The 22,743-nt window shown below is 58.5% G+C and carries 13 protein-coding genes; 11 read left to right on the forward strand and 2 right to left on the reverse strand.

All coding sequences use genetic code 11. The features are described from left to right. Positions 1-363: 363 nt before the first annotated feature. Entirely contained in the window at positions 364-9,159 is an 8,796-nt protein-coding gene (locus AABO57_18920) for a glucoamylase family protein (GenBank protein MEK6287796.1), read from the reverse strand. 501 nt (positions 9,160-9,660) lie between these two features. On the opposite strand from AABO57_18920, the gene AABO57_18925 reads away from it, so the two are divergent. From AABO57_18925 to AABO57_18975, 11 genes are all read left to right on the forward strand, one after another. After that, complete coding sequence (locus AABO57_18925) at positions 9,661-10,710, forward strand: tocopherol cyclase family protein (GenBank protein ID MEK6287797.1); 1,050 nt, start codon at positions 9,661-9,663, stop codon at positions 10,708-10,710. 117 nt (positions 10,711-10,827) lie between these two features. Beyond that, on the forward strand, positions 10,828-11,082 hold the full coding sequence (locus AABO57_18930; GenBank protein ID MEK6287798.1) for a DUF433 domain-containing protein: 255 nt from the start codon (positions 10,828-10,830) through the stop codon (positions 11,080-11,082). Then, positions 11,079-11,465, forward strand: coding sequence for a hypothetical protein (locus tag AABO57_18935; GenBank protein MEK6287799.1), 387 nt, complete (start codon positions 11,079-11,081; stop codon positions 11,463-11,465). The genes AABO57_18930 and AABO57_18935 overlap by 4 nt, the downstream gene beginning before the upstream one ends. A gap of 124 nt (positions 11,466-11,589) precedes the next feature. Continuing rightward, positions 11,590-13,665 carry a DUF1800 domain-containing protein gene (locus tag AABO57_18940; protein MEK6287800.1) on the forward strand — a complete coding sequence of 692 codons (2,076 nt, stop codon included), beginning with the start codon at positions 11,590-11,592 and terminating at the stop codon, positions 13,663-13,665. A gap of 85 nt (positions 13,666-13,750) precedes the next feature. Further along, the gene (locus tag AABO57_18945; protein ID MEK6287801.1) at positions 13,751-15,016 is read left to right on the forward strand and encodes a DUF1501 domain-containing protein; all 1,266 of its coding nucleotides are present in this window, start codon (positions 13,751-13,753) and stop codon (positions 15,014-15,016) included. A 127-nt stretch (positions 15,017-15,143) separates the two neighbouring features. Further along, positions 15,144-16,139, forward strand: a complete 996-nt coding sequence (locus AABO57_18950) for a VWA domain-containing protein (GenBank protein MEK6287802.1) — start codon at positions 15,144-15,146, stop codon at positions 16,137-16,139. 85 nt (positions 16,140-16,224) lie between these two features. After that, positions 16,225-16,467 carry a hypothetical protein gene (locus AABO57_18955; protein ID MEK6287803.1) on the forward strand — a complete coding sequence of 81 codons (243 nt, stop codon included), beginning with the start codon at positions 16,225-16,227 and terminating at the stop codon, positions 16,465-16,467. Next, on the forward strand, positions 16,460-16,858 hold the full coding sequence (locus tag AABO57_18960; GenBank protein ID MEK6287804.1) for a PIN domain-containing protein: 399 nt from the start codon (positions 16,460-16,462) through the stop codon (positions 16,856-16,858). Before AABO57_18955 ends, AABO57_18960 begins: the two co-directional genes overlap by 8 nt. A 102-nt stretch (positions 16,859-16,960) precedes the next feature. Beyond that, positions 16,961-17,725 carry a class II aldolase/adducin family protein gene (locus tag AABO57_18965; protein ID MEK6287805.1) on the forward strand — a complete coding sequence of 255 codons (765 nt, stop codon included), beginning with the start codon at positions 16,961-16,963 and terminating at the stop codon, positions 17,723-17,725. 124 nt (positions 17,726-17,849) lie between these two features. Further along, positions 17,850-19,223: a sulfatase gene (locus tag AABO57_18970; GenBank protein MEK6287806.1), complete on the forward strand. Its 1,374-nt coding sequence runs from the start codon at positions 17,850-17,852 to the stop codon at positions 19,221-19,223. A 20-nt stretch (positions 19,224-19,243) separates the two neighbouring features. Continuing rightward, positions 19,244-19,843, forward strand: a complete 600-nt coding sequence (locus AABO57_18975; protein MEK6287807.1) for a hypothetical protein — start codon at positions 19,244-19,246, stop codon at positions 19,841-19,843. Positions 19,844-19,872: 29 nt separating this feature from the next. Here AABO57_18975 and AABO57_18980 read toward each other — a convergent pair whose 3' ends face one another. Further along, positions 19,873-22,722: an ABC transporter permease gene (locus AABO57_18980; GenBank protein ID MEK6287808.1), complete on the reverse strand. Its 2,850-nt coding sequence runs from the start codon at positions 22,720-22,722 to the stop codon at positions 19,873-19,875. Between the last annotated feature and the right edge of the window lie 21 nt (positions 22,723-22,743).

The following is a 22,743-nucleotide window of genomic DNA, read 5'->3' on the forward strand; positions in this document are numbered from 1 at the left end:
AGGTTGTGAGTTCGTGGATGGTCGAGTCACAGTTCACGCTCTGGCACCGTACCATTCTTCTCACGGCTGTTTCAAACCTGAGATCGTTCTGCGTCTTGGTCCGGGTGTGATGAATCGCGGAACGCGAACGTCAGCCTGCCAATCCCGGAGGGATGACCTGTTCTATAGAAGGGCCTTGCGCGAAGGTTCTGTAACTCCGGAGGAGTTACCTGTGCTTCGGCAAGCAGCGTTTCTGCGGGAACGAGGTCACTCCTACGGAGTTACAGAACCCTGGCGCACGACCCTTTCATAGAACATGTCATCCTACGGGATTTGCAGGCGGAAGTCCTGATCTGCGATCCATCAAGCTGAGTGTGACTGAGACTAGCCTTCACCTGTTTTCATCTCGAGGGTGACGCGAACGCTATGTTGCTTGCCGTCATCTACAAGCTCGATCTCAGACGTTGCGAGAAGCTCTCCGTCAATCTCTATCTTTGCATCTCCGCGGCAGAGGCCGTGCGGGTTCTCGATAGCCAGGAGGTAGGTCGTCGACCCGCGCTTGTAAACTATCTCGTACTCTCTCCAGCCTCGCGGAATGCACGGATCGATTTGCAGCCGATCGCCGCGCAGCTTGAACCCCAGGATCGATTCAAGTCCCGCTCGATACATCCAGCTTGCCGAACCTGTGTACCACGTCCAGCCGCCTCGTCCCGTGTGAGGCCACACCGCGTAGACGTCGGCTGCCGCAACATAGGGTTCGACTCTGTACTTGTGCAACCCGGCTCGGGTCGAAGCGTGATTGATTGGATTCAACAAAGTGAACAGTTCGCCTGCGCGGTCGCCGTCTCCCTGCATGGCATAAGCTATCAGCGTCCACAATGCTCCGTGGGTATACTGGCCGCCGTTCTCGCGCACACCCGGTACGTATCCTTTTATGTATCCCGGATCAAGAGCGCTCTTATCGAACGGCGGAGTGAACAGAATAACAAGCCCGTCGCCGCGCCTAATCAGATACTCTTCCACGGCGGCCATCGCCCGAACGGCGCGGTGGTGATCGGCTGCGCCCGAGATCACTCCCCACGATTGCGCTATCGAATCGATGCGGCACTCTCCGTTCTGCGCAGAGCCGAGAGGCGTCCCGTCATCAAAGTAAGCGCGGCGATACCAGCCGCCGTCCCAACCATTCTCGTCCAGCGCCTGCTTTAGTTTCTCCCCGCGCGAACGATATCTATTGCCTCGTCGCTTCTCCTTGCGCGCATCGCAAAAGGGTGAGAACTCCGAGAGGACATTGTGAAGAAACCAACCGAGCCAGATGCTCTCGCCTTTGCCCTCAATGCCGACGCGGTTCATTCCGTCATTCCAGTCGCCCGAACCTATCAGCGGTAAACCGTGCTCTCCGACTGCCAGGCTCCGATCAAGCGCCCGGGCACAGTGCTCATAGAGGCTCGCCGATTCTGCTGAGACCAACGGCTGTGTGTAGGATTCGTTCGCACCCTCTGCAAGCAGCGGCGCCTCAAGAAACGGCACTGACTCTCCCAGCACCGATTCGTCGCCTGTGACCTTCACATAGAAGCTTGTGACGAACGGAAGCCACAGGAGATCGTCGGAGCATCGCGTTCGCACGCCGCGCCCGGTCGGCGGGTGCCACCAGTGTTGCACGTCGCCTTCTTTGAACTGGCGCGCGGCCGCTCGCAGTATTTGCTCGCGGGCTATCTGTGGCTTCGCGTAGACGAGCGCGCACACGTCCTGCAACTGGTCGCGAAACCCGTAAGCGCCGCCCGATTGATAGAAGGCCGATCGCGCCCACACGCGGCACGAAAGGGTCTGGTAGAGCAGCCAGCGATTCAGCATTGTGTCCATTGCCGGGTCCGGCGTTTTTACTTCTACCGTCTCCAACAACTCATCCCAATGGGCTATGACTTGCTCGATCGCTTGCTTCGCCACGGCAACCTGCTTGTACTTAGCCGCCGTAGCGCGGGCTTCTTCAACGCTGTCGCCTTCGCCGATGATCATAACGACTTCGCGCTCTTCGTCCGGAAGCAACTCGACGACGGCTTGCATCGCCGCACAAGGATCAAGTCCCGCGCCGACTCGGCCGGAGAGCGTCACCCGGCCGAGAGCGGCAGGGCTCGCGGGCGAGCTGTTACGACCCAGAAACTCTTTGCGGTCACAGGTGATGCTGCGGTCTTTCTCGCTCATATCCACGAATGCTACGCGATGCGCGAACTCGTTGTTGAAGGGATTGCGCGCGAAGATTGCGCCGGTCACGTTATCCACTTCGGTGATGATGTAAGGGGCCATGCGGCTGCGCTCCACACCAAGCACCCATTCCGCATAGCTGGTGACCGAGATTCTCCTCTTTCTTTCTGTTTCATTTCGCAAACGCAGCAACGAGATCTTCACCGGAGCATCCATCGGAACGAAGGCCAGAAGCTCCTGATTGATGCCGTGACTCGCGTGCTCGAAGAGGGAGTAACCCTGCCCGTGTTTGATCAGGTACCGTTCCGATTCCCGAATCGGCAGCGGCGTCGGCGACCACGTTTCGCCGGTTTCCTCGTCTCGCAAATATATCGCTTCGCCGGGCGGGTCACTCACCGGATCGTTGGACCAGGGTGTCAATCGATTCTCGCGGCTGTTCACAGACCACGTATAACCGGAGCCTGTTTCTGAAATTTGAAAACCGAAGTCCTTCGAATTCGATATCACATTCAACCAGGGGGCCGGCGTCCACTGGCCCTCGGCTAAGACGGTGACGTACTCACGACCTCCCTGACTGAAACCGCCGAGACCGTTGAAGAAGGCGAGGTCAGGGTCTTGCAGAGTTTGCTCCGGATACTTCCGCGAAGCCGCGCGCGCGACGAACCTGGCGGGCAGATCATCCTCGTCAGGCCGCTGCACGAGTTGCTCTTCGAGCGGGCCGCGATCCGCAACGATTACCACGCGCGCAACTGCGTGCAGCAAGATCCGGTCAGCTTCAGGGATCAAGTCCGAGCGGCGCAGGAATACACCGCCGGGCTTGTCTATCAACGCTTGCGATCCACTCATGCGCACAAGCCGCTGCACTTCATCCTGCAAAGATTGAACGTAGCTGGCCGGATGATCATTCAACACCACCAGGTCAAAAACGAGACCCTTCAATCGCAGGTACTCGTGCCCGCGGAGGAGTTGGCGGACGATGCCCAGGTTGCTCTCTTCGCTGATCCGAACCAGAGCAATCGGCAAGTCGCCGCTTATACCATAAGCCCAGAGGGCCGATTGATCTCTGGTGTTGAGCTCAAGCACGTGCGAGCGCGGGCGCAGCGAGGGATCCGAATAAAGCAATCGACCTGCGAGCCTCTGAAATAGATGGGCCTCGTCGGCGTCCATCTGCAAGTGGCGCATCTCGACTTGAGCTTTCGTCCATGCCAATCCTGCCTCCCGCTCGAACGCGTAAGGGTTGTGATACTTGTCGGCAAGCCTTAACGCTTCGTCACGCGAGTGCGCAATACCTGTGGCAAATGTTATGCAAGCGGTTTCGCCCGTACCAAGCCGAACGCGATGTCTGAGTGAAAAGATGGGGTCGAGGACCGCGCCGACTGTGTTTGAAAGCGGGCGGCCCTCCATCACCGCGACCGGGTCGGCAGTCGTGTGCCCGCGTCCGATGAAACGCGCGCGATCAGTTTCATATTGCACCGCGCCGACGGTCTCACCGTCCACTACGACCACGTGCAGGCCCCAGACCTCTTCCTCATTTGGCGATCGCCTTCGGCGGGTTGCGAGGAGCCCGCTTTCGCTCGCGATGAATTCAGTCTCGACGGAGAGATTGCTGAAAGCCGGATGCGCTGCGTCCGCGGCGCCAGGCGCGAGCACCACTTCCATGTAGCTGGTCAATTCGATGTCGCGCGAGCGATTGGTGTTATTGGTAACGCGAACCCGGCGCAGTTCGGTGTTGTCTTCCGGCGAGACTATGATCTCTGTGCGGGTGACGATTCCGGCATCGCTGCGCCGGAACTCCGCTTTGTCTTCGGCCAACGCAACTTCGTAGGATTGCGGCTTGCCAGGTATTGGCAGATACCCGGCGGACCAGACGGCGCCGCTGCGGACATCACGCAGATAACAGAAGCTCCCCCAGTTATCGCGCGTGACGTCTTCCCGCCATCGGCTGATCGCGATCCCGCCGCAAGCCGAGTAACCGCAGCCTGCCGTTGTCACGACGACCGAATAGACTCCGTTCGAAAGTAGCTGAGTACGCGGGGTTGGCAGGTCCGCCGAAAGAAATCGCCGAGGATCGGGCGCGCTGAGGCCGCTACGAGTGCCGTCGGATCTCACTTCTTCCGCGCGCGGGCGCGCAAGCGCCACACCTCGCGGAATGCGCTCTTGCAACAGCAACTCTGTTGCTTGCACGAGCGGCTCGGAATGAAACCGCTGTTGCATTGCTTTGTCGTTCAGCACATTGTCGAGCGCAACCAGGATCATTCCCTGATGGTGAGTCATGAATGCTCTTATGAACGCGTTCTTCTGATCCGGTTGCAGGCGGTCCTTGGTGTAATCGATCGCTTCGTAAAAACCGTATCCGGTGAGAGCGCCCTCGCGAGCCAGCCGCCTCATGTTTTCCAGCGCAGCTCGCGGTTCAACCATCGCGGCAAGCACCGTTGAATAGGGCGAGATCACCAGGTCGTCACTCAGCCCGCGCTTGAGTCCAAGACCCGGGATACCAAACGGACCGTACTGGTAATTGAGCTGCAGATCGCGAGCGTTGTACGCCGATTCTGAAACCCCCCAGGGGACGCCGCGCTCGCTGCCGTATTCTATCTGGCGCGCAACTACGGCTCGATCCGTTTGATCGAGCAGAGTGTCAGGGTAAGCCCGCATCACCAATCGCGGCATCAAGTACTCGAACATGGTAGCCGTCCAGGATACGAGCGCCCGGCTCCCGTCAACTTGAGTAAACGCGCGCCCGAGATGAAACCAGTGCTCTTGCGGGACGTCTCCCTTCGCAATCGCGATAAAGCTCCCCAGCCGCGCTTCCGAGGCAAGCAAGTCGTAGTACGAGTTATCGCGACTGCCGTCGGTTACGTTGTATCCGATGACGAAGACTTTTCGGTCCTCATCAAACAGGAAGCGAAAGTCCATGGTATCGATCATTTCCTGGCTGCGCCGCGCCAGTTCGGCGTAGCGCGCGGTAAGCTCTGTCGCGGTTCGCGAGGATTGCTCGAGATGGCTCGTCAAAGCGCCCAATCCTCTGAGCGCCTTCGCGCGATTCGGGCTGGAACACTGCTCGACTATCTTTTGGAGTTCCGCAAACCTCGCGCGAGCTTCGTCGCAGATGGCTGGCAGCTCATAGAGGGTTGGCACGCGATCCAGCGAGCCGGCGATTCTCTTCCACTCGGCTGCTACCTCTTCGGAGCAACTTACGATGGTTGGTTCGATGGGAGCAGTCAAACCCCACGTCCACGGCGTAAGGATCGCCAGGTCCCGGCGATGCTCGCGCAGTTGATGCATCAGCGCGCGGGTCCAGGAGTTCAATTGTTCGAATTGTGCGCTCCCGTGCTCCTGCGCAAGGGCATTTGCAATGTCGTCAATCTCACCCATCCGTTTCGAAAGAGTCTGAAACAGACCAAGCCACCCGGAAAGCGTATCGGGTGGCTCATCGTGCAAGCTCGATACGCACAAGTCGATCTCTTCGCGCAGTTGTTCGAGCGTGACGGCGCCGGTGCTTTGCCGGACGGCGCCGATCCTGGCCGCCTCGTCGCGCATCAGCGAGATCGTGTCACGCAGGCCTTCAATCGCCCGCACATCGAACACAGTCTGGTCCGCAACTTCAATGCAGCACTGTTTGAGCGCGAGCAGATGCCCAGCGAGATTCCCGCTATCCACCGTCGAAACGTACTGAGGGGTGAGCGGCGTAAGCGTCTTCGTGTCGTACCAGTTCAAGAAGTGCCCATGAAAGTGGTCGAGCTTCTTAAGGGTCGCGAGAGTGAGCTCGAGGCGCTCAACCATCTCGAGCGTGCCGATATAGCCGAAATCGCGAGCAGCCGCGGTCGATAACAACAGAAGCCCGATGTCAGTCGGTGAAGTGCGATGCGCGACAGCCGGTCTGGGGTCTTCCTGATAATTGTCGGGTGGAAGCCAGTGATCCTCTTCCCCGACGAAGGCCTCAAAGAATTTCCACGTGCGTCGCGCAACCAGGCGCGCCATCGCCTTGTCATTCGCTTCGAGAGCTTCGTCTTTCTTCGGCAAGTCCTGACTCACCCAGTAAGCGATCAGGGGCGACGCCGCCCAAAGGATTAGAAATGGCGACGCGAGCAGGGCCGCGCCAGGCTTGGTGAGCGAAATAGCGACAGCGATCGCCACCGTGAGAACTTCAGCGGGCCACATGAACTGCCAAAACGCCAGGAGATCATGCGCACTCCCTCTCTCTGCCTGGGCCGCGGTCACCCACTCGAGCAGTTTCTTTTTTGAAATGAGCTTGCGATAAAAGGTCACCGCAATCGCGTGAGTCTGCAAGTATGCCTGGTGGGCAATGAACGTCAACGAAAGCCCAAACTGCGCGGTGTTGGTTCGAAAATCACCCCAAACGCTCCAGAAATGACTCGTCCACGGAATGCCGCGCGGATGAAGCAGCAACGCGTTGGTCACGTGCGCGTAAACCGGAAACGCCAGAATGACCAGGATGGCGACCGTCCAAAACACCGCTGATCCGGGCAGAATCGTCCAGGCAGCCGCCAGCCATAACAGCACCGTCGGGGCGACCAGACTTCGCCGCATGTTATCGAGTATTTTCCAACGACTGATCAGCGGCAGCCGGTTGCGCACCGGACGATTGTGCGCGTCTCGCACCCACGGAAACAGCCACCGCGCGATTTGCCAGTCACCTCTGGTCCACCGGTGTTGCCGCTTCGCATAGGAGTCGTATTGCGACGGATAATCATCGAGAAGTTCGATATCAGTCACCAGGGCGGCGCGAGCGTACAGGCTCTCGAACAGATCGTGGCTCAAGAGCAAGTTCTCGGGCACGCGATCGGCAAGCGCGGCTTCGAAAGCGTCCACGTTGTAGAGGCCCTTGCCCGTGTAGCTGCCTTCTCCGAACAGGTCCTGGTACACGTCGGAGACTGCCGTCGTGTACGGATCCATTCCTGTGTGGCCCGACATTATGCGCGCGAAAAATGAATGCGATGCGCTGGTCAGCGTCATGCTAACGCGAGGTTGAAGAATGCCGTATCCTTCGGTCACCCGATTCACTCGCGGGTCGAGACGAGGTTGATTGAGCGGGTGAATCGCCGCGCCGATGAGCCGCCGTGCGCTGTCGCGCGGTAGCTGCGTGTCCGAATCGAGGGTAATGACGTACCTGACGCCTGAAAGAAAATCCGGGCCGGCTGTCGCTACGACGTAGCTCGTATCGCGAGCGCCGCGAAGCAGGCGATTGAATTCATGTAGCTTGCCGCGCTTTCGTTCCCACCCTATCCATTCTCGTTCTACCGGGTTCCACTGACGGCGGCGGTGGAACAAGTAGAACCGCTCCGCCGCGGATTCGCTGTAATGCGCATTCAACTCTGCAACACCCCGGGTCGCGGCTTCCAGCACACCGTCATCATCGGCCATTTCCGCCTGGGGGGCATCGGCAAAATCCCCCAGAAGCGCAAAATAAATATTCTCATCTCGATTTGCCAGATAGTGCACTTCCATTCTTTCGAGAAGAGTACGCACAGTTTCTTCGTTCGAGAAAATGGTTGGGATCACGACGAATGTTCGGGCGGTTTCCGGTATACCCGAGGAGGCGTTCATCTTTGGAAGCGGCTTTGGCTTGAAGAGGACGGTTATGTCGAGGTTCAACGCGCTCAGCACCAGATCGCTAATCGGGACAAGCAACAGCAAAGCGATTACAACCAACGCTGCTTGAGAAGCACCCGACACAGACGCATACAAGAGAAACGGCGCGAGAATACCTATCGTCACTACCGTGAACGTTCCCAGATATGAACCTGTTGGATGTCTGAGCACACCCCGAACGATCCGCTCGCGCAATCGCATGCGATAGTGGACTTTCTGTTCTAACTGGGCGCGGCCCCGATCGATCAGATAGTAGCCAACGTGCTGTGTGCGATGATCGTCTGACGCTGAGTCCGGTGGCTGCCCGGCCAGCGCCAGTGCGTGACGGGCGATGTCCTGCTCGGACTCTTTTGTGCGCTTGGAGATGTTCTCAATAACATGGCGATAGCGATCACGCGTCACGAAGTCCATCAGAGAGTAGGCGCCGATTGGGTCTCCGGCCAGTATCGGATCTATCTGGCTGACACTCTCGAAGAAATCCTTCCAGTCAAGCGTTGAAAGCAACCGCATGCTGGTGATGATGTTTCCTACGGTGACTTGAGTAGCGGCTTGCCTTTGATGCTCGAGATGAACAACCTGCTCGATGGCTGTAGACTCGCTCGCGAGTTTTTTTTCTATCCAGTCGAGCGCCGGCCACACTTCCGGGTCTTGATCGCGAAGCCGCTGCGTAAGCTGAACGATGAACGCCCGATCATTGCGGCGGCCCTTTCCCATCGCCGTTTGAAGGGCCGAGATCAGCTCGTCGGGCTCCCGTCCGCCAATCTCCAGGAGCTTGTCCGCCAGTTTATCGGCCTCCTCTCGCGCATTGCGGGCTGAGACTATGCGGGTCCCAAGACGCCGCAAGTTCTCGACCAGAGCGACTCGCAACGTGATTGCAATCGCCCACAGCTCACCGATCGAGAGAGGCGTTACCTGCTGATAGGAACGGATGAAGCGCCTGAGGGTGTCGGCGTCCAGACGACTGTCGGTGTGAGCGATCAAGGCCAGCGCGATCGCATAGACGCGCGGATAGCCGGCCAGTTCTCCGCTTTGAAGCTTGGGCAGCTCTTTGTAATAACCCTTGGGTAGGTCCCGGCGGATCTCGCGAAGTTGTTCTTCGACGATATGAAAATTGTCGACCAGCCATTCGGCAGCGGGCGAGACGATACTCTCATTGCGAATGGCCTCGGCGAGCGCACGATAGACGGCGATCAGCTTGCGGCCGTTCTCTTCTAATCGGGGAAGAAGCCTCCGGCCGCGCCCTGGTTTGGAAGATACCTTGTGCGCGGCGGCCAACTCGGCCGCATATTGTTCAAGACGCTCGACGCTGAATAACTCTTCCCGAATCGGGTCTTCATCTGAATTACTGTCAGAACGACTTATTCGGTCCAATGAACCCTCGAAGAATTACCGGAAGCTCTTCCTATGTAGATACGAGACGAACACTAAAGCGTGAGCTTCAGCATACCATGATACGCGGTGTAACTTCAGGCCGGGAGTTGTTTGGTAGTGTCCTAATCTTGTGTTGATCTTTGCAGGTGCCCTGGCGCACGGCCGATGACGGGCGACGGAATATTTGGACTGCGGCGGCCTTTGTGCGTTGCCGCCGCTTTTGGTTATCGCCCACGAAACGACAGAAAGCGGTGGCAACGCAAAGACGCCACCGCAGTCCAAATACGCGGTCGCCCCGATAGTGTCCTAGTCGACCAACACAAGATTAGGACACTACCAGTTGTTTCGGGGTGCCCTCACCCGAGTTGAGCCGAGGCATTGCTCCATCCGGTCAAATGAGGTAAGTTTCCCGCATCACCGGATTGCGATTGCTCTGAGCAGAAGGTCGTCTTTCAATGCGCAATCTGAAATCCGCAACCTTAGATTGGAAGAGACCCGGCTATGGCAGTCAGCTTCCAGCCGACTTCGAAACTCGCGGTTAACTTTGCCGACAATCTCTGCCGATGGGACGGCACAAGGGCGCCTCATTACGAGGTGTGGTTTCTGACACTCAATCATCGCGCCTCGCAACGGGGCTTCTGGTTTCGCTACGCATTGGAATGGCCGGCGGTTTCAGAGCGTGACTCTAAGCCAAACGGGTCCTTGTGGGCCGCCGGGTTCTGCCGAGCTTCCCCGGAACAGAATTTCGGAGTGAAACGTGAGTATCCGATCGACCAGTTCGCCTTCGAAGGCCGGGAAGAATTCAGGCTGACGCTTGGCGACGGTCTATTCTCTTCCTCTCGCGCGTCGGGCAGGGTGGACACTGGCGGCCATTGCGTTGAGTGGGACTTAAGCTATGAACCGTGCCAAACGACTTACCATCACGTGACTCGAACCCTGGTTCGACTCGCGAGGCCTTCATCTTTTGTGTGCTCGCCGAATCTGGACGCGAGTTTCAGCGGCACAATTGTAATCGACGGCCGGCCTATCATTCTTGAAGACGAGCCGGGCTGCCAATCGCACCTGTGGGGCCGGAAGCACGTTGACGATTGGGTCTGGGTTCATTCGAACGCGTTTGAGAATCATCCTGGCACTGTGTTTGAAGGACTCGCCGCGAAGCCGCGCCGGGCAGGCCGCACGCTTCCCCCGGTTCAATCCCTGTACCTGCGCCACCGAGGGGAAGAGCACCGCTTCGTGCGGCTGCGACTAGCCGAGCAATGGCAGCGCAAGCTGGGAATGGGCTACTGGTCGTTCTCTGCGATGAACGCTCGCGTCTATATCGAAGGCGCAGCTCAATGCCGATTACGCGATATGCTCCAGGCCGAGTACTCGGACCCGGACGGCGAGCGGTTGTACTGCATCAATAGCGAGGTGGCGAATCTGAAGATCAGGTTGTTCCGGCGGGTTCATGGGCTTCGCTGGCGGCACGTCGAAACGATCAAGGCTTATGCGACGGCACACGTCGAGCACGCGTCGCGAATGATGGACGGCGGAGTCGCGGTCGCCTTTTAGTGCTTCCAACGGACTGCATCTGTGCTCGTTGTTCTGACAAGAGCCGTGGGTAGTGTCCTAATTATTAGGACACTACCGAGCCGTGTGCTAGATTCACTCTAAAGCTAAGGAGCCAATATGAGGACCCGCAAGCGAAAAGAGCTTGGTCAATACATCGTCTCCGATCCGGAGATTTGCGGTGGGGAACTGACATTCATAGGTACTCGAAAGTTCGTAAAGGACGTGCTTTATATGTTGGCCAAGGGTTATGACTGGGACCGTATAATCTATGAATTCGATGGCCACATTAATCACGAGGCCATTGCCGAAGCGATAGATCTAGCTCGGCAAGCTTTGATCGACAAAACGGCGAAGCCGCGGCGCGCAGCATGAACGTCCTTGATGAGAACATCGTGCGCGAGGAGCGCGAACACTTACAATCCTGGAACGTACACTTTCGGCTGATCGGCGACGATCTTGGGCGGCTCGGGATGAAGGACCGCAATGAGATCATCCCTCTCTTGCACAATCTACGGCTGCCAACTTTCTTCACTCGGGATCGGGATTTTTATCGACCGGACCTGCGCCACGCTGGATACTGTCTGGTATTCCTTGATGTTGCTCATGACGAAGCAGCACAATACATAAGTCGCTTCTTACGGCTTGCCTCCTTTCGCAGTCGGACTCAGCGAATGGGCAAAGTTGTTCGCGTGCGCCGAGGCGGAGTGAGCTACTGGCAGGTGGGCTCTGAAAAGCAAAGCGCGACTAGCTGGTAATGTCATCTGCCACTTGTCCGGTCGAGCGGTACGCAACAAGGTTGGCTAGGTTTTCAGACTAAGCGCCAACGGCTGTAGTCTAAGCCGTATGCAGAAGATTCCACCTGTAGCGAGGAAGTTGACTATGAAACGAGAAAATAAAGGCTCCTTCAAGCTTGGATTCGCAACGCGCCGAGCTGCTTCGGCAGTGCTCGCGCTCGCAATCGCCGGAGCGCTCGCGCTTGGCGCGATCATGCCCGTCGTTGCCGATACCAAATCGAAGGCGGCCGGCTCCGCCCTCACCGCCGATCAAAAGATCATTCACCTGCTCAACCGGATTGGCTACGGCCCGCGTTCCGGCGACGTCGAGCGAGTCAAGCGAATGGGCATCGACAAGTACATCGATCTTCAGTTGCACCCGGACCGCGTAGACGATCCCGGCATAGAGGCGCGGCTGGCGAATTTTCCGTCGCTGCGCATGAGCCTTGCCGAGATTCAGCAGAAGTATCCGCCTCCGCAGTTGCTCGCGCGCCAACTCGGTCTGAAGCAGGGAAAGAACGCTCCGGTTCTACCTCCAGGCGAGGGGGCTGAGGAAAACACAAAGCGCGAATACAGGCAGCAAGTGATGGCCTACTATCAGGAAAACAACCTCAGGCCACCTCAGTTTTTGCTGCAGGAGCTGCAAAGCCAGAAGATCATCCGCGCGGCCTACAGCGAACGCCAGCTTCAGGAAGTGATGACCGATTTCTGGTTCAATCATTTCAATATCTTTTGGGCAAAGAACGCCGACCGCAACCTGACCACCGATTATGAGATGAATGTCATCCGTCCGAACACGATGGGTACGTTCAAAGACTTGTTGATGGCGACGGCGAAGAGCCCGGCGATGCTGGTCTACCTGGACAACTTTCAGTCGATGTCCCCGGATGCTCAACTGCCTCAGCGCCGGGGTGGCCAGCTTCAGCGCAGGCCTGGAGCGCTTGGGGGCGGACTGGGCAACCCGCGACGGGGTCAGACTTCAAACGATCCGATCTACCGGCAGCAACAAGTCGATCGCGAAATGCAGCGCGATCAAATGCGCGATCCCGATCAGATGATCCAACAGCAGAGACAAGCGCCAGCCGCGAACGGGCTCAGGAAACGTAAGCCCGGCATTAACGAAAACTATGCTCGCGAGATCATGGAGCTTCATACGCTGGGGGTCGAGGGCGGCTACACTCAGAAGGATGTCCAGGAAGTGGCGCGCTGCTTGACCGGATGGACGCTCGATCGTCCGCGGCAGGGCACGCAGTTCGTCTTTCGAGCGTTTATGCACGACAACGGCGAGAAAATCGTGCTCGGCAAGAAGATTCCCGCGGGCGGTGGAATCAAAGATGGCGAGATGGTCGTCGACATCCTGGCCCATCATCCGAGCACCGCGAAGTTCATCTCGACCAAGCTGGTGCGCAAATTCGTTAGCGACACGCCGCCACAATCGCTTGTTGACCGGGTGACTGCGGTGTACACGAAGACGGACGGCGACATCCGCGAGATGCTGCGGACGATCATTACCTCGCCGGAGTTCAACACGAAGGAAGCTCATCGCGCTAAGATCAAGTCGCCTTTCGAGCTGGCGGTATCGGCCGTTCGTGCGCTGGGCGCCGATGTGACCGTACCGCTTCAGACCGCGCAGTTCATCGCGAAGATGGGCCAGCCGCTCTACTTGTATCAAGCGCCCACCGGCTATCCCGACAGGGCAGACCAGTGGGTCAACACCGGCGCATTGCTCGAGAGATTGAATTTTGGTCTGGCGCTAACGACCAACAAACTCCGCGGCGCGTCGTTCGATGTGAAGCGTGCCGCCGGGGATGTTGAAATGTCGGATCGGCAACAGGTGATGGCGAAGGCGATTGCGTCGCTGTTGAACGGTGACGTTTCGCCGCAGACTCGAGCCGTCCTCGAGAAGCAGTTGAAAGAGGGCGTATCTGTGAAGGGTGAACTCGGCGCTGTGCCGCCGATTCCCACGGGCGATGATGTGATGGCCGAGAATTCCATGGAAGCCCTGCCTCCGACCCAGGGCGCCGGCAAGGGACAAAAAGGCATCGGCAACCCCGAGCAAATGGAACGGCGGTTCGGAGTGCGCGCGAATCTGCGTCCTCAGATCGCGATGTCGGGGGACGACCTCGAGAGCGCAAAGGCATTCGGTCTTGTGCTCGGCTCGCCGGAGTTCCAAAGAAGATAAGAAGGTTCAGGGTTCCGGGTTCAGAGTTCAGGGTTCCGAACCCTGAACTCTAAACTCTGAACCCTGAACGAGTGGAGTAAGAACCATGGCAGTAACACGAAGACTCTTTCTCAAATCATCGGGGGTGGCGCTGGCGAGCTTTGCTGCCACGCCCTCGTTCTTGAAGCGCGCGGTGTTGGCGCAAACAGCCGGCATTACGGGCAAGGACCGCCCAATTATCATCGCGATCTTTCAACGAGGCGCCATGGATGGAATCTCGGCGGTGATTCCATTCGGCGATAAGAGCTACTACAGCGTTCGCCCAAATATCGCGATACCGGCGCCGAAGAGCGGGAACCCGGACGCGGCGCTCGATCTGGACGGCTATTTCGCGCTTCATCCGCAGCTCGCGCCGTTCAAGGCGATCTACGACGAAGGCCATCTTGCCATCGTTCACGCGGTAGGCTCGCCCGACAACACCCGATCGCACTTCGACGCGCAGGACTATATGGAATCGGCGACGCCCGGCAATAAGGGCACGGCCGACGGTTGGCTGAATCGTTACATGCAGGCGAAGAAGGACCCGAAGGCAACGTCCTTTCGCGCGGTGTCTTTCACCGCGAACCTGCCGCGAACGATGCTCGGCCCGGCGCCCGCGATTGCCCTGACCAATATCGGAGACTTCGGAGTGCGCGCAGGGCAAGGAAACAGCCAGGTGGCGAAGGGCTTCGAGGCGCTTTACTCACAGGGTATGGGCGATGCGCTGCACGGGACCGGCAAAGAAGCCTTCGAAGCAGTGAAGATGTTGAAGAAGGCGAACCCACAGCAATACCAGGCGGCAAACGGCGCCAACTATCCTCGGTCGCCCTTTGGGAATTCGCTGCTTCAAATCGCGCAGTTGATCAAGTCCGACGTCGGCGTCGAAGTCGCATTCACCGACGTTGGCGGCTGGGACACACACGCTAATCAAGGAAGCTCTCGCGGACAGTTGGCGAACCGTTTACAGGACTTGAGTCAGGGCATCGGCGCTCTGTACAAGGATCTTGGCGATCGCATGCGAAACATCGTGATCCTGACTATGACCGAGTTCGGCCGCACGATCAGGCAGAACGGCTCGGGCGGAACCGATCACGGGCACGCGAGCTGTTTGTTCGTGGCCGGCGGCCCGGTGAAGGGTGGCAAGGTCTACTGCAAGTGGCCGGGGCTTGCGACTGAGCAGTTGTACGAAGGCCGAGACCTCGCGCTAACCACCGACTTCCGCGATGTGTTTTCGGAGATCGCCGCGCGTCACCTGGGGGCGAGCAACCTGAACGGGATCTTCCCGGGCTTCAACGCGAGTCCGTCGAACTTCCGCGGATTCATTCGCGCATAGTAGCGTAAGCTGCCAGTTTGCGCCTTGACTGTCACTCACTGATTATTAGCGGCGGAGGGCTCACGAGAGCCCTCTTGTCGCATGAGCCAAGCCCGAGCATGAACTTCCGTCAAACAGCCCTCGCGACGTGTATCGTTCTGGCAAGCTTTATCGGCCCGCCCTCAACCCTCGCGCAAGAAAAACAGAGCGACAACCCCATCAAAGTTCAAACTACTCTGGTAAGTGGCAGGGCAGATATATTCCCGGGTTGAAGCTTTCAGACTTCAAGTTGTATCAGGACCGGATCGAGCAAACCATCGCGGTATTCGAGGCCTCGGAAGAACCGCTCAACATAGCGTTGCTCCTCGATACAAGCAGAAGCACCGAACAGGTTTTAGACGACATAAAGAAGGACGCCGCCAACTTTCTCAAAGAGCTGAGGCCACAAGACCGCGCGATGGTTATCAGCTTTGACTACGATGTGCACGTGCTGAGCGTGCTGACTTCGGATCGAAACGCGTTGGAGCGCGCGATCAAGAATGCCGGGATTGGCGAACAGGTAGGGACCCTGCTGCGCGACGCTGTGGCCGTGGTGATCGAACGGCACTTCAAACGCGTTGAGGGCCGCAAAGCGATAATCTTGCTGACCGACGGAAAAGACCACGGAAGTCGCATTGACGAGCAAGAACTGTTGGATGAGGCCGCTGAGTCGGGCGCGATGGTTTATCCGATTTTCTTCGAGACAGGCTTCCCACGCCGAGGTTGGAACGGGCCACCGTTTCAGTTTCCGCGGGGCAGGCGCGGCGGATGGGGAAGACGCGATCGGTTTCCGCCTGTGCAACGCCCTCAACCAAGCGAGCGGCGGCGCCGCGTCGAGATGAAGAACGAGGAAGCGATGAGTTTCCTGACCGATCTTTCTGAGGTCTCCGCGGGACGTTTTTACAGCAGCGAGGTCTCGGACTTGAAGAAGACCTTCAAGCTGGTTGCCGACGAGCTTCGTCATCAGTATCGGCTGGGCTTTTATCCCGGCGCCGCCAAGGCTGATGGGCAACGTCATGTGTTGCGGGTTCAGGTCAACAACCCGGATGCGGTGGTGAGGGCGCGGCGAAGCTATCACGCTGCGAGTTTCGCAAATGGGTCCTGATCTGAAACCCGACGCGGAACCCGGGTTCATTTCGGCCAAAAGAACGACGTTGTAGTCGGCGGATCGTTTGCAGTACAGTTGCCTTATGACAACGGCCTACGATGAACTTCTTAACCGGGCCAGAAGGCTCTCTCCAGAGGAGAGAGTACGGCTCGCGGACGCACTGCTCGAAGAGGAACTGGGCTTCGGCATGTGGCAGAGCCGCGCTGACGTTCAAGACGCGGCTGGGTACGTCGAGCGGATTCGGAAAGAGTCGATGCGCGCGCCGAATGGTGGATTGAAGGATCCGGACGAATTCCTGAACGAGGTTGAAGCCTTCGATGAGTGAGCCCGCTTGGCTGGAGCTTAGAAGCGCGCTCGTTGACACCGGGGTCTTCATACTTTGGTATCGTGGCGATGCCCGGGCCAGGCGGTTCTTCCGAAACCAACACACCATAATCTACTACAGCAAGGTGGTCCGGAAAGAACTACTCCGGCCGCCCATCAGCGATTCCGAGCGGCGTCGCATTCTGGCGTTGCTTCGAACGATGAGGTTAATCAACCCCGACCTTCAGATTGCGGCTGCTTATAGTGATCTGTTGGGACGGTATCCCTATCTTCGAGATCATCTCGCCGGCGCGCTGATCGCAGCGACTGCCTGGGCGAAGAACCTTCCGATCGTTACTGTGAATCGTCGACACTTTGACCCAATAGCTGAGATCGAGGTCATTTCCTTCTGAACTTCTATTGCGCGTTCAAGGCGACAGCGGCTATTCTCTGCTCGCTGTGCGTGGCCAGAGCTGACGACGCTGGTCCAGACTTATTAAGAAAGAGGTTATGCGATGCAAGCAAAGATAGCAGCAGTTCGCGACGCAGTCTCAACCGAAGAATGGCAAGCGCGGGTGGATCTGGCCGCCGCGTATCGGCTGGCAGCCCATTTCGGATGGGACGATTTGATCTTCACCCACATCTCCGCGCGAGTGCCCGGACCCGACCACCACTTCTTGATCAACCCCTATGGACTGATGTTCGATGAGATCACCGCGTCCAGCCTTGTTAAGATCGGTCTCGATGGCAACAAGGCGATGGAGAGCCCTTACTCTATCAATCCGGCTGGCTTCACGATTCACAGCGCGGTCCACGCGGCTCGCGAAGACGCGTTGTGCGTGATGCACCTTCATACGCGGCACGGCGTCGCCATTTCCGCCAAGAAGCACGGGCTGCTCCCGATTTCGCAACAGTCGTTGTTCGCGCTCGCCTCGATCGCCTATCACAACTACGAAGGCCTCGCGTTGAATGAAGACGAGAAGCCCCGGCTGGTCACCGACCTCGGCGACAAGAACAACCTGATACTGCGCAACCATGGCTTGCTGACGATCGGCACGAACGCCGCCGAAGCATTCCTGGGCATGTATAACCTCGAGCGCGCCTGCGAGATTCAGCTACTCGCCGAGTCCGGCGGCGCCGAGCTTGTGCAAATAGCGAAGCCGATACTCGACGGTATTACCGCCCAGGTGAAGGTTGTTACCAAAGGCATTGGAGCCGATCTGGTTTGGCCGGGACTTTTGCGAAAGCTGGACAAGATTGATCCATCATATCGCGACTGACCTGGGAGCGCAGGCATCCTGCCTGCCTCTTTCTCCTAATGGCCATTTCTCTTTCCCCATAACGCCGGGCAGGCAGGGATGCCTGCGCTCCCAGGTCGCGCTCCCAGGCACGCTCCAAGGAAGGATGACCAAGCTCAGAACCCGAAGCCTCCTGGTGCTTGCCATTAGCCTGACGCTATGGCCGCTGTCCGAGCAGCGAGCCTCCGCGCAACGGCGGCCAAACATCATCTTCATCTATGCGGACGACATGGGCTACGGCGACGTAGGCTGCTACGGCGCCAAGTCGATCAAGACCCCGAATCTCGATCGAATGGCCGCGCAGGGTTTGCGACTCACCAGCTTCTATTCTGTCTCGCCGGTCTGCACCCCCTCCCGCGCCGCGCTTATGACCGGACGCTACGCGGCCAGGATGGGCATCGATCAAATGCGGTTGCGGAACGTGCTGTTTCCGTCCGACAAGACCGGCCTGCCTCAGTCTGAAACAACCGTCGCTCGAGCGCTGAAGGACCGAGGTTACCAAACGGCTTGCATCGGTAAGTGGCATCTGGGGCATGTTAGTCCCCACCGCCCGGTCGATCACGGCTTCGATTACTACTTCGGTATTCCCTATAGCAACGACATGAGCCCGACTCCAATTGTGCGCAATGGTGACGTGGTCGAGGAACCAGCGAAACAGGACACGCTCACCCGCCGCTACACGGAAGAGGCGATCGGCTTCATCGAGCGCGCACGAGGAGTGCCGTTCCTTCTCTATCTGGCGCACAACATGCCACACATCCCGTTGCACGCGTCGGCTCAGTTCAAAGGAAAGTCCGCCGCCGGGCTCTATGGCGACGTCATCGAGGAGTTGGATTGGAGCGTAGGTGAAATTCTGAAAGCGTTGAAGCGATTCGGGCTTGATCGCGACACAATCGTCTTCTTCGCCAGCGACAATGGCCCGTGGTATCAGGGCAGCGCCGGACCGCTGCGTGGGCGCAAGGGGTGGACTTACGATGGCGGCGTGCGCGTGCCCGGCATCGTGCGTTGGCCGGGACACATCCCGCCGGGCCGAGTCTCCGATGAAGCGGTTTCCACGATTGATTTCTTTCCGGCCGCGCTGGCGCTGGCGGGTGAGAAAAACATTGCCGCCGCATCGAACCAGCCGTTGGACGGCAAGAATGTTCTGCCGTTCTTGCTTGGACAGGAGAAGAAGCGCCCTGAGAATCTCTACCTTTTCTTTGACGGCCCATACCTTCAAACGGCGCGCGCCGGGCGTTGGAAGATTCACGTCGCGCGCTGGAACATTCCGCGATACACGGCGGCTTCGGGCCAGCAGAAGAACATGCGGCTGGCGAAGGCGGAACTCTTTGACATGAATGCCGACCTGGGCGAGAGCTACGATGTCGCGGCGGAGCAGGCGAGTATAGTCAGGGAGCTCAAAACGCGGATCATTGCGGCGCTGCGGACGTTTCCAACGGAGATTCAGTCAGCGAACGCGGAACTGCTCGAGGCACAGTAAGGTTCTCGTAAAGGTAAAGTATGTTCCAACTACGAAGTCGATCACGCTTCCTGGTGGTAGTGCTTAGCTTTTGGTTAATGTCCTGCGGCATGGCCTTCGGGCAAGACCGGCCCCATTCGCAACAAACGCCGTTCCGCGGTGGAATCAATCAGGTCAAAGATCCCGATCGTCCTCGGCCCGTGCGCAACGATGTGGCCCAGCCGGGAGAAGAGATCGTCACTCTGCGCTACTTCAAGATCAAGAAGGGCAGCTTCGATGAGTTTCTCAAAGCGAGCGTCGACGGCGTTTGGCCCTACTTCGAGAAGCTCGGCAGCCGGGTGATCGGCATGTGGAAGGTGATCACGCCCGCCGGCGTTGACGGTGCGCCGTCGACCGAGAACAAAGACTACGACGAGGTTTATCTATCGACGCGATACGCCAGCCTCGAGCATTGGAAGGCGTCGCGTGACGGGGTGCTTCACGGCGGGAACGGGCCTGATTGGGTGAAGTGCAAGGCAGCGCTCGACCGGCGAGCTGCGCTCACCATTTCTACCAACGTCATCTTCCTCAAAGGGCTGATGGCGCCGGGTGGACCTTACTTCATGCCCGGCCTGAGCGAAACGTACGAGAAGCCGAAATAAATCGAGTTGGTCCTGTCAACATCTAGGACTTATTCATATCTCAACGCGACCATCGGATCCACTCGCGCCGCTCGTCGTGCCGGCAGATAGCCGGCGATCGCCGCAACGCCAACCATCAACAGAACCGCAAACGAGATAGTCAGCGCATCGGTTGCCGCGAGTCCGAACAGCATGCTCGCAATGAGGCGAGTGGTTGCCACCGCCGCACCTAATCCGATGACCACGCCGATCAAAACGACCAGCATCGTTTCGCCCATGACCATTCGAGTGACCCGCGGAGCTGAGGCGCCGAGGGCCATCCGGATGCCGATCTCATTGGTACGGCGCGCGACCCCGTAAGACATCACGCCGTAGAGTCCAATGCAGGCTAGCAACAACGCAAGCACGCCGAAGAAGCCCGATAGCGTGGCGAACAGCCGTTCTTGGGTGAGTGAGTCGTCGGCTTGCTGGCTCTGCGTCTTCACGTCGAACAACGGCAGGTTGCTGTCCACCTCGCGGACGGCATCGCGGATTGCGGCCGTCATCGCGCTTGTGTCTCCGAAGGTGCGCACGATGAACGTCGCGTGCCTCGGGATACTCTGCAGATATGGAAGGTAGATGGTCGGCTCGCTTTGACTGCGCATGTCGGTGTATTTCGCGTCCCTGGCGACGCCGATGATTTCGATCTGGCCGCTGGTTTCCGGGCCTCCGAAGCCGAATCGCCGTCCCAGCGCGTTCTCATCGCCAAAGTACTTGCGCGCCATCATCTGGTTGATCACCGCTACCCGCGGCGAAGTTTCCTCATCGCGCTCACTCAGACCCCGACCCAACAAAATGGGCATCTCGATCGTCTCGAAAAAATGCGCTCCCACAGTATTGACCTTGGCGTCGTTGTTATCGGTGGGCTGCGATGTGTTTCCCTGCACGTCGATGCTTCTGGTTTGGGCCTGGCCGCTGAGCAGTGGAATGAGTGATACGGAGGCCGAACGCACGCCGGGCACGGCTTCGAGCCTTTCAGTCATTCGCCGATAGAGCTGTGCCATCTGCGGCCTGTCATAGCCGTTTAAACCTGGCTCAACGCTAAACAGCAGCAGGTTCTCGCGATTGAATCCGATATCCACATTCTGCAAGTTGCGCAACGTGCGGACGAAGAGTCCCGCGCCGACCAGGAGCACTAAAGACATCGCCACCTGAACAATAATCAAGGATTTAGTGAGAATAGACCGGGTACCGCCGGTCACGCTTCTGGCGTTATCCTTCAGCGCCGGTGTCAGATCAACTTTTGTAGCGCGCAACGCCGGTGCGAGTCCGAACAGCAGACCGGTTGCAAGTGAGACTGCGAACGTAAAGCCAAGCACGCGTAGATCGATTTTGAGATCCACTCCGAGTTCACCACCTCCCCACGGGCGCAAGGTCAACAGCATGTCCTTGCCCCAATAAGCGAACAGCGCGCCGGCCGTGCCGCCAAGGATTGCCAGAAGCACACTCTCGGTTAGGAGTTGCCGAACCAGTCGCCAGCGGCTCGCCCCCAGCGCCAGCCGCACCGCGATCTCTTTCTGCCTCGTGGCGGCTCTAGCCAAGAGCAGGTTGGCGACATTAGCGCATGCTATGAGCAGCACAAACCCCACGATCACCATCAAGATCGTCAGCGGCTGCGAGTAGGCGCTGCGCAACTCGGTCATCCCCTGGCTGCCGGAAGCTCCTCGGAGCCTGGGCACATCCCGCGGCGCCGGATTCTGCGCCTGTCCCTGGGGTGGGAAACGGGCAAGCGCCGCGTCCCAACCCTCTTGCGCGCTCTGTTGAAAAATACTTCCGAAGCTCGCCGCCGCCTGCTCCGTCGTCACCCCGGAGTTCATCCTTCCCATTATCTGGAGCCACCAGAACCAAGGTCCGTTCAGCGAGGATTCGTGCGGGCTCACCTGCGGTTGCATCGAAAAAGGAATGGAGAGATCGGGCGACCAGCCGACCTGCGACGCTCCCATAAATTCAGGGGCTGTGATTCCGACGATAGTAAAAGACACGTTGTTGATATTGACCGTTTTGCCCACGGCTTCCGGGTCCTGCCCAAACCGGCGCTGCCAGTAGCGATGGGTGATCACTGTAACGGGCGAGGCGCCGGCCTTGTCATCATCGGGCGCGATCGTCCTGCCCATCGTGGCTCGCACGCCCAACCCAGGATAGTAGCCGCCGGAAACTAGCTGACCCGTGGCGATTTCCGGCTGGCCATCAACGCTGACGTTCAGTTGATGCAGCGGCGCAAAGGCGAAGACGTCCGAGAGAGTATCGTTGTTATCGCGAAATCGCTCAAAGGTGAGATAGGAGAAGGATGTGCTCGTTCTCATACCTGTCGCCGGATCTGTTTTGGTACTTCCCATGATCCCGCGCGACAGGCCCCGTTGCCCACCGAGCCAGCTGAAGAGCACAAGTTCATTCGGCTTCTTGACCGGCAGCATCTTCAGAAGCACGGCGTCGACCAGACTGAACAGGGCGGTGTTCGCGCCGATGCCCAGCGCTAGTGAAAGCACGGCTATCACGGTGAAGGCTTTGCTTTTGAGCAGCATTCGCAGGCCGTACCGCAGGTCTTGTCCAAGTGATCCCATACCGATTCCTCCCGTTCTATGCCGCGATTCAATCCGGGCTTCTGCCGCGAGACGTCTCTTGATCCACGCGTGAGTCACGGGTCGTTTGGCGCGGATCAATTCGCACTCGAGGAGCCGCCAGTCCTTGATGTGAGCCGTCGCGCGCTGATGAGCCTCTTGCTCCGAAGCGCCGTCAGCCAAAGCGTCTTCGTAGACGGCTTCGAGGTGCTGGGCCATCTCGTCGACCATTTCCGATTCGCGCTCGGGGCCGAGCTTCAGCGGCGCCAAATTCTTACGAACGTAATCTTTCCAATCAGGCATGACTTTGCCCTTTGCCCTTTG

Source organism: Acidobacteriota bacterium (genome assembly GCA_038040445.1).
Lineage (GTDB): Bacteria > Acidobacteriota > Blastocatellia > UBA7656 > UBA7656 > Onstottus_A > Onstottus_A frigus.

Excerpts from the sequence above, each read along its gene's own strand:
- AABO57_18955 (MEK6287803.1), top strand. The coding sequence starts at position 16,225 with ATGACAACGGCCTACGATGAACTTCTTAACCGGGCCAGAAGGCTCTCT.
- AABO57_18925 (MEK6287797.1), top strand. The coding sequence starts at position 9,661 with ATGGCAGTCAGCTTCCAGCCGACTTCGAAACTCGCGGTTAACTTTGCC.
- AABO57_18980 (MEK6287808.1), bottom strand. The coding sequence starts at position 22,722 with ATGCCTGATTGGAAAGATTACGTTCGTAAGAATTTGGCGCCGCTGAAG.
- AABO57_18960 (MEK6287804.1), top strand. The coding sequence starts at position 16,460 with ATGAGTGAGCCCGCTTGGCTGGAGCTTAGAAGCGCGCTCGTTGACACC.
- AABO57_18935 (MEK6287799.1), top strand. The coding sequence starts at position 11,079 with ATGAACGTCCTTGATGAGAACATCGTGCGCGAGGAGCGCGAACACTTA.
- AABO57_18975 (MEK6287807.1), top strand. The coding sequence starts at position 19,244 with ATGTTCCAACTACGAAGTCGATCACGCTTCCTGGTGGTAGTGCTTAGC.
- AABO57_18970 (MEK6287806.1), top strand. The coding sequence starts at position 17,850 with ATGACCAAGCTCAGAACCCGAAGCCTCCTGGTGCTTGCCATTAGCCTG.
- AABO57_18940 (MEK6287800.1), top strand. The coding sequence starts at position 11,590 with ATGAAACGAGAAAATAAAGGCTCCTTCAAGCTTGGATTCGCAACGCGC.
- AABO57_18930 (MEK6287798.1), top strand. The coding sequence starts at position 10,828 with ATGAGGACCCGCAAGCGAAAAGAGCTTGGTCAATACATCGTCTCCGAT.
- AABO57_18965 (MEK6287805.1), top strand. The coding sequence starts at position 16,961 with ATGCAAGCAAAGATAGCAGCAGTTCGCGACGCAGTCTCAACCGAAGAA.
- AABO57_18945 (MEK6287801.1), top strand. The coding sequence starts at position 13,751 with ATGGCAGTAACACGAAGACTCTTTCTCAAATCATCGGGGGTGGCGCTG.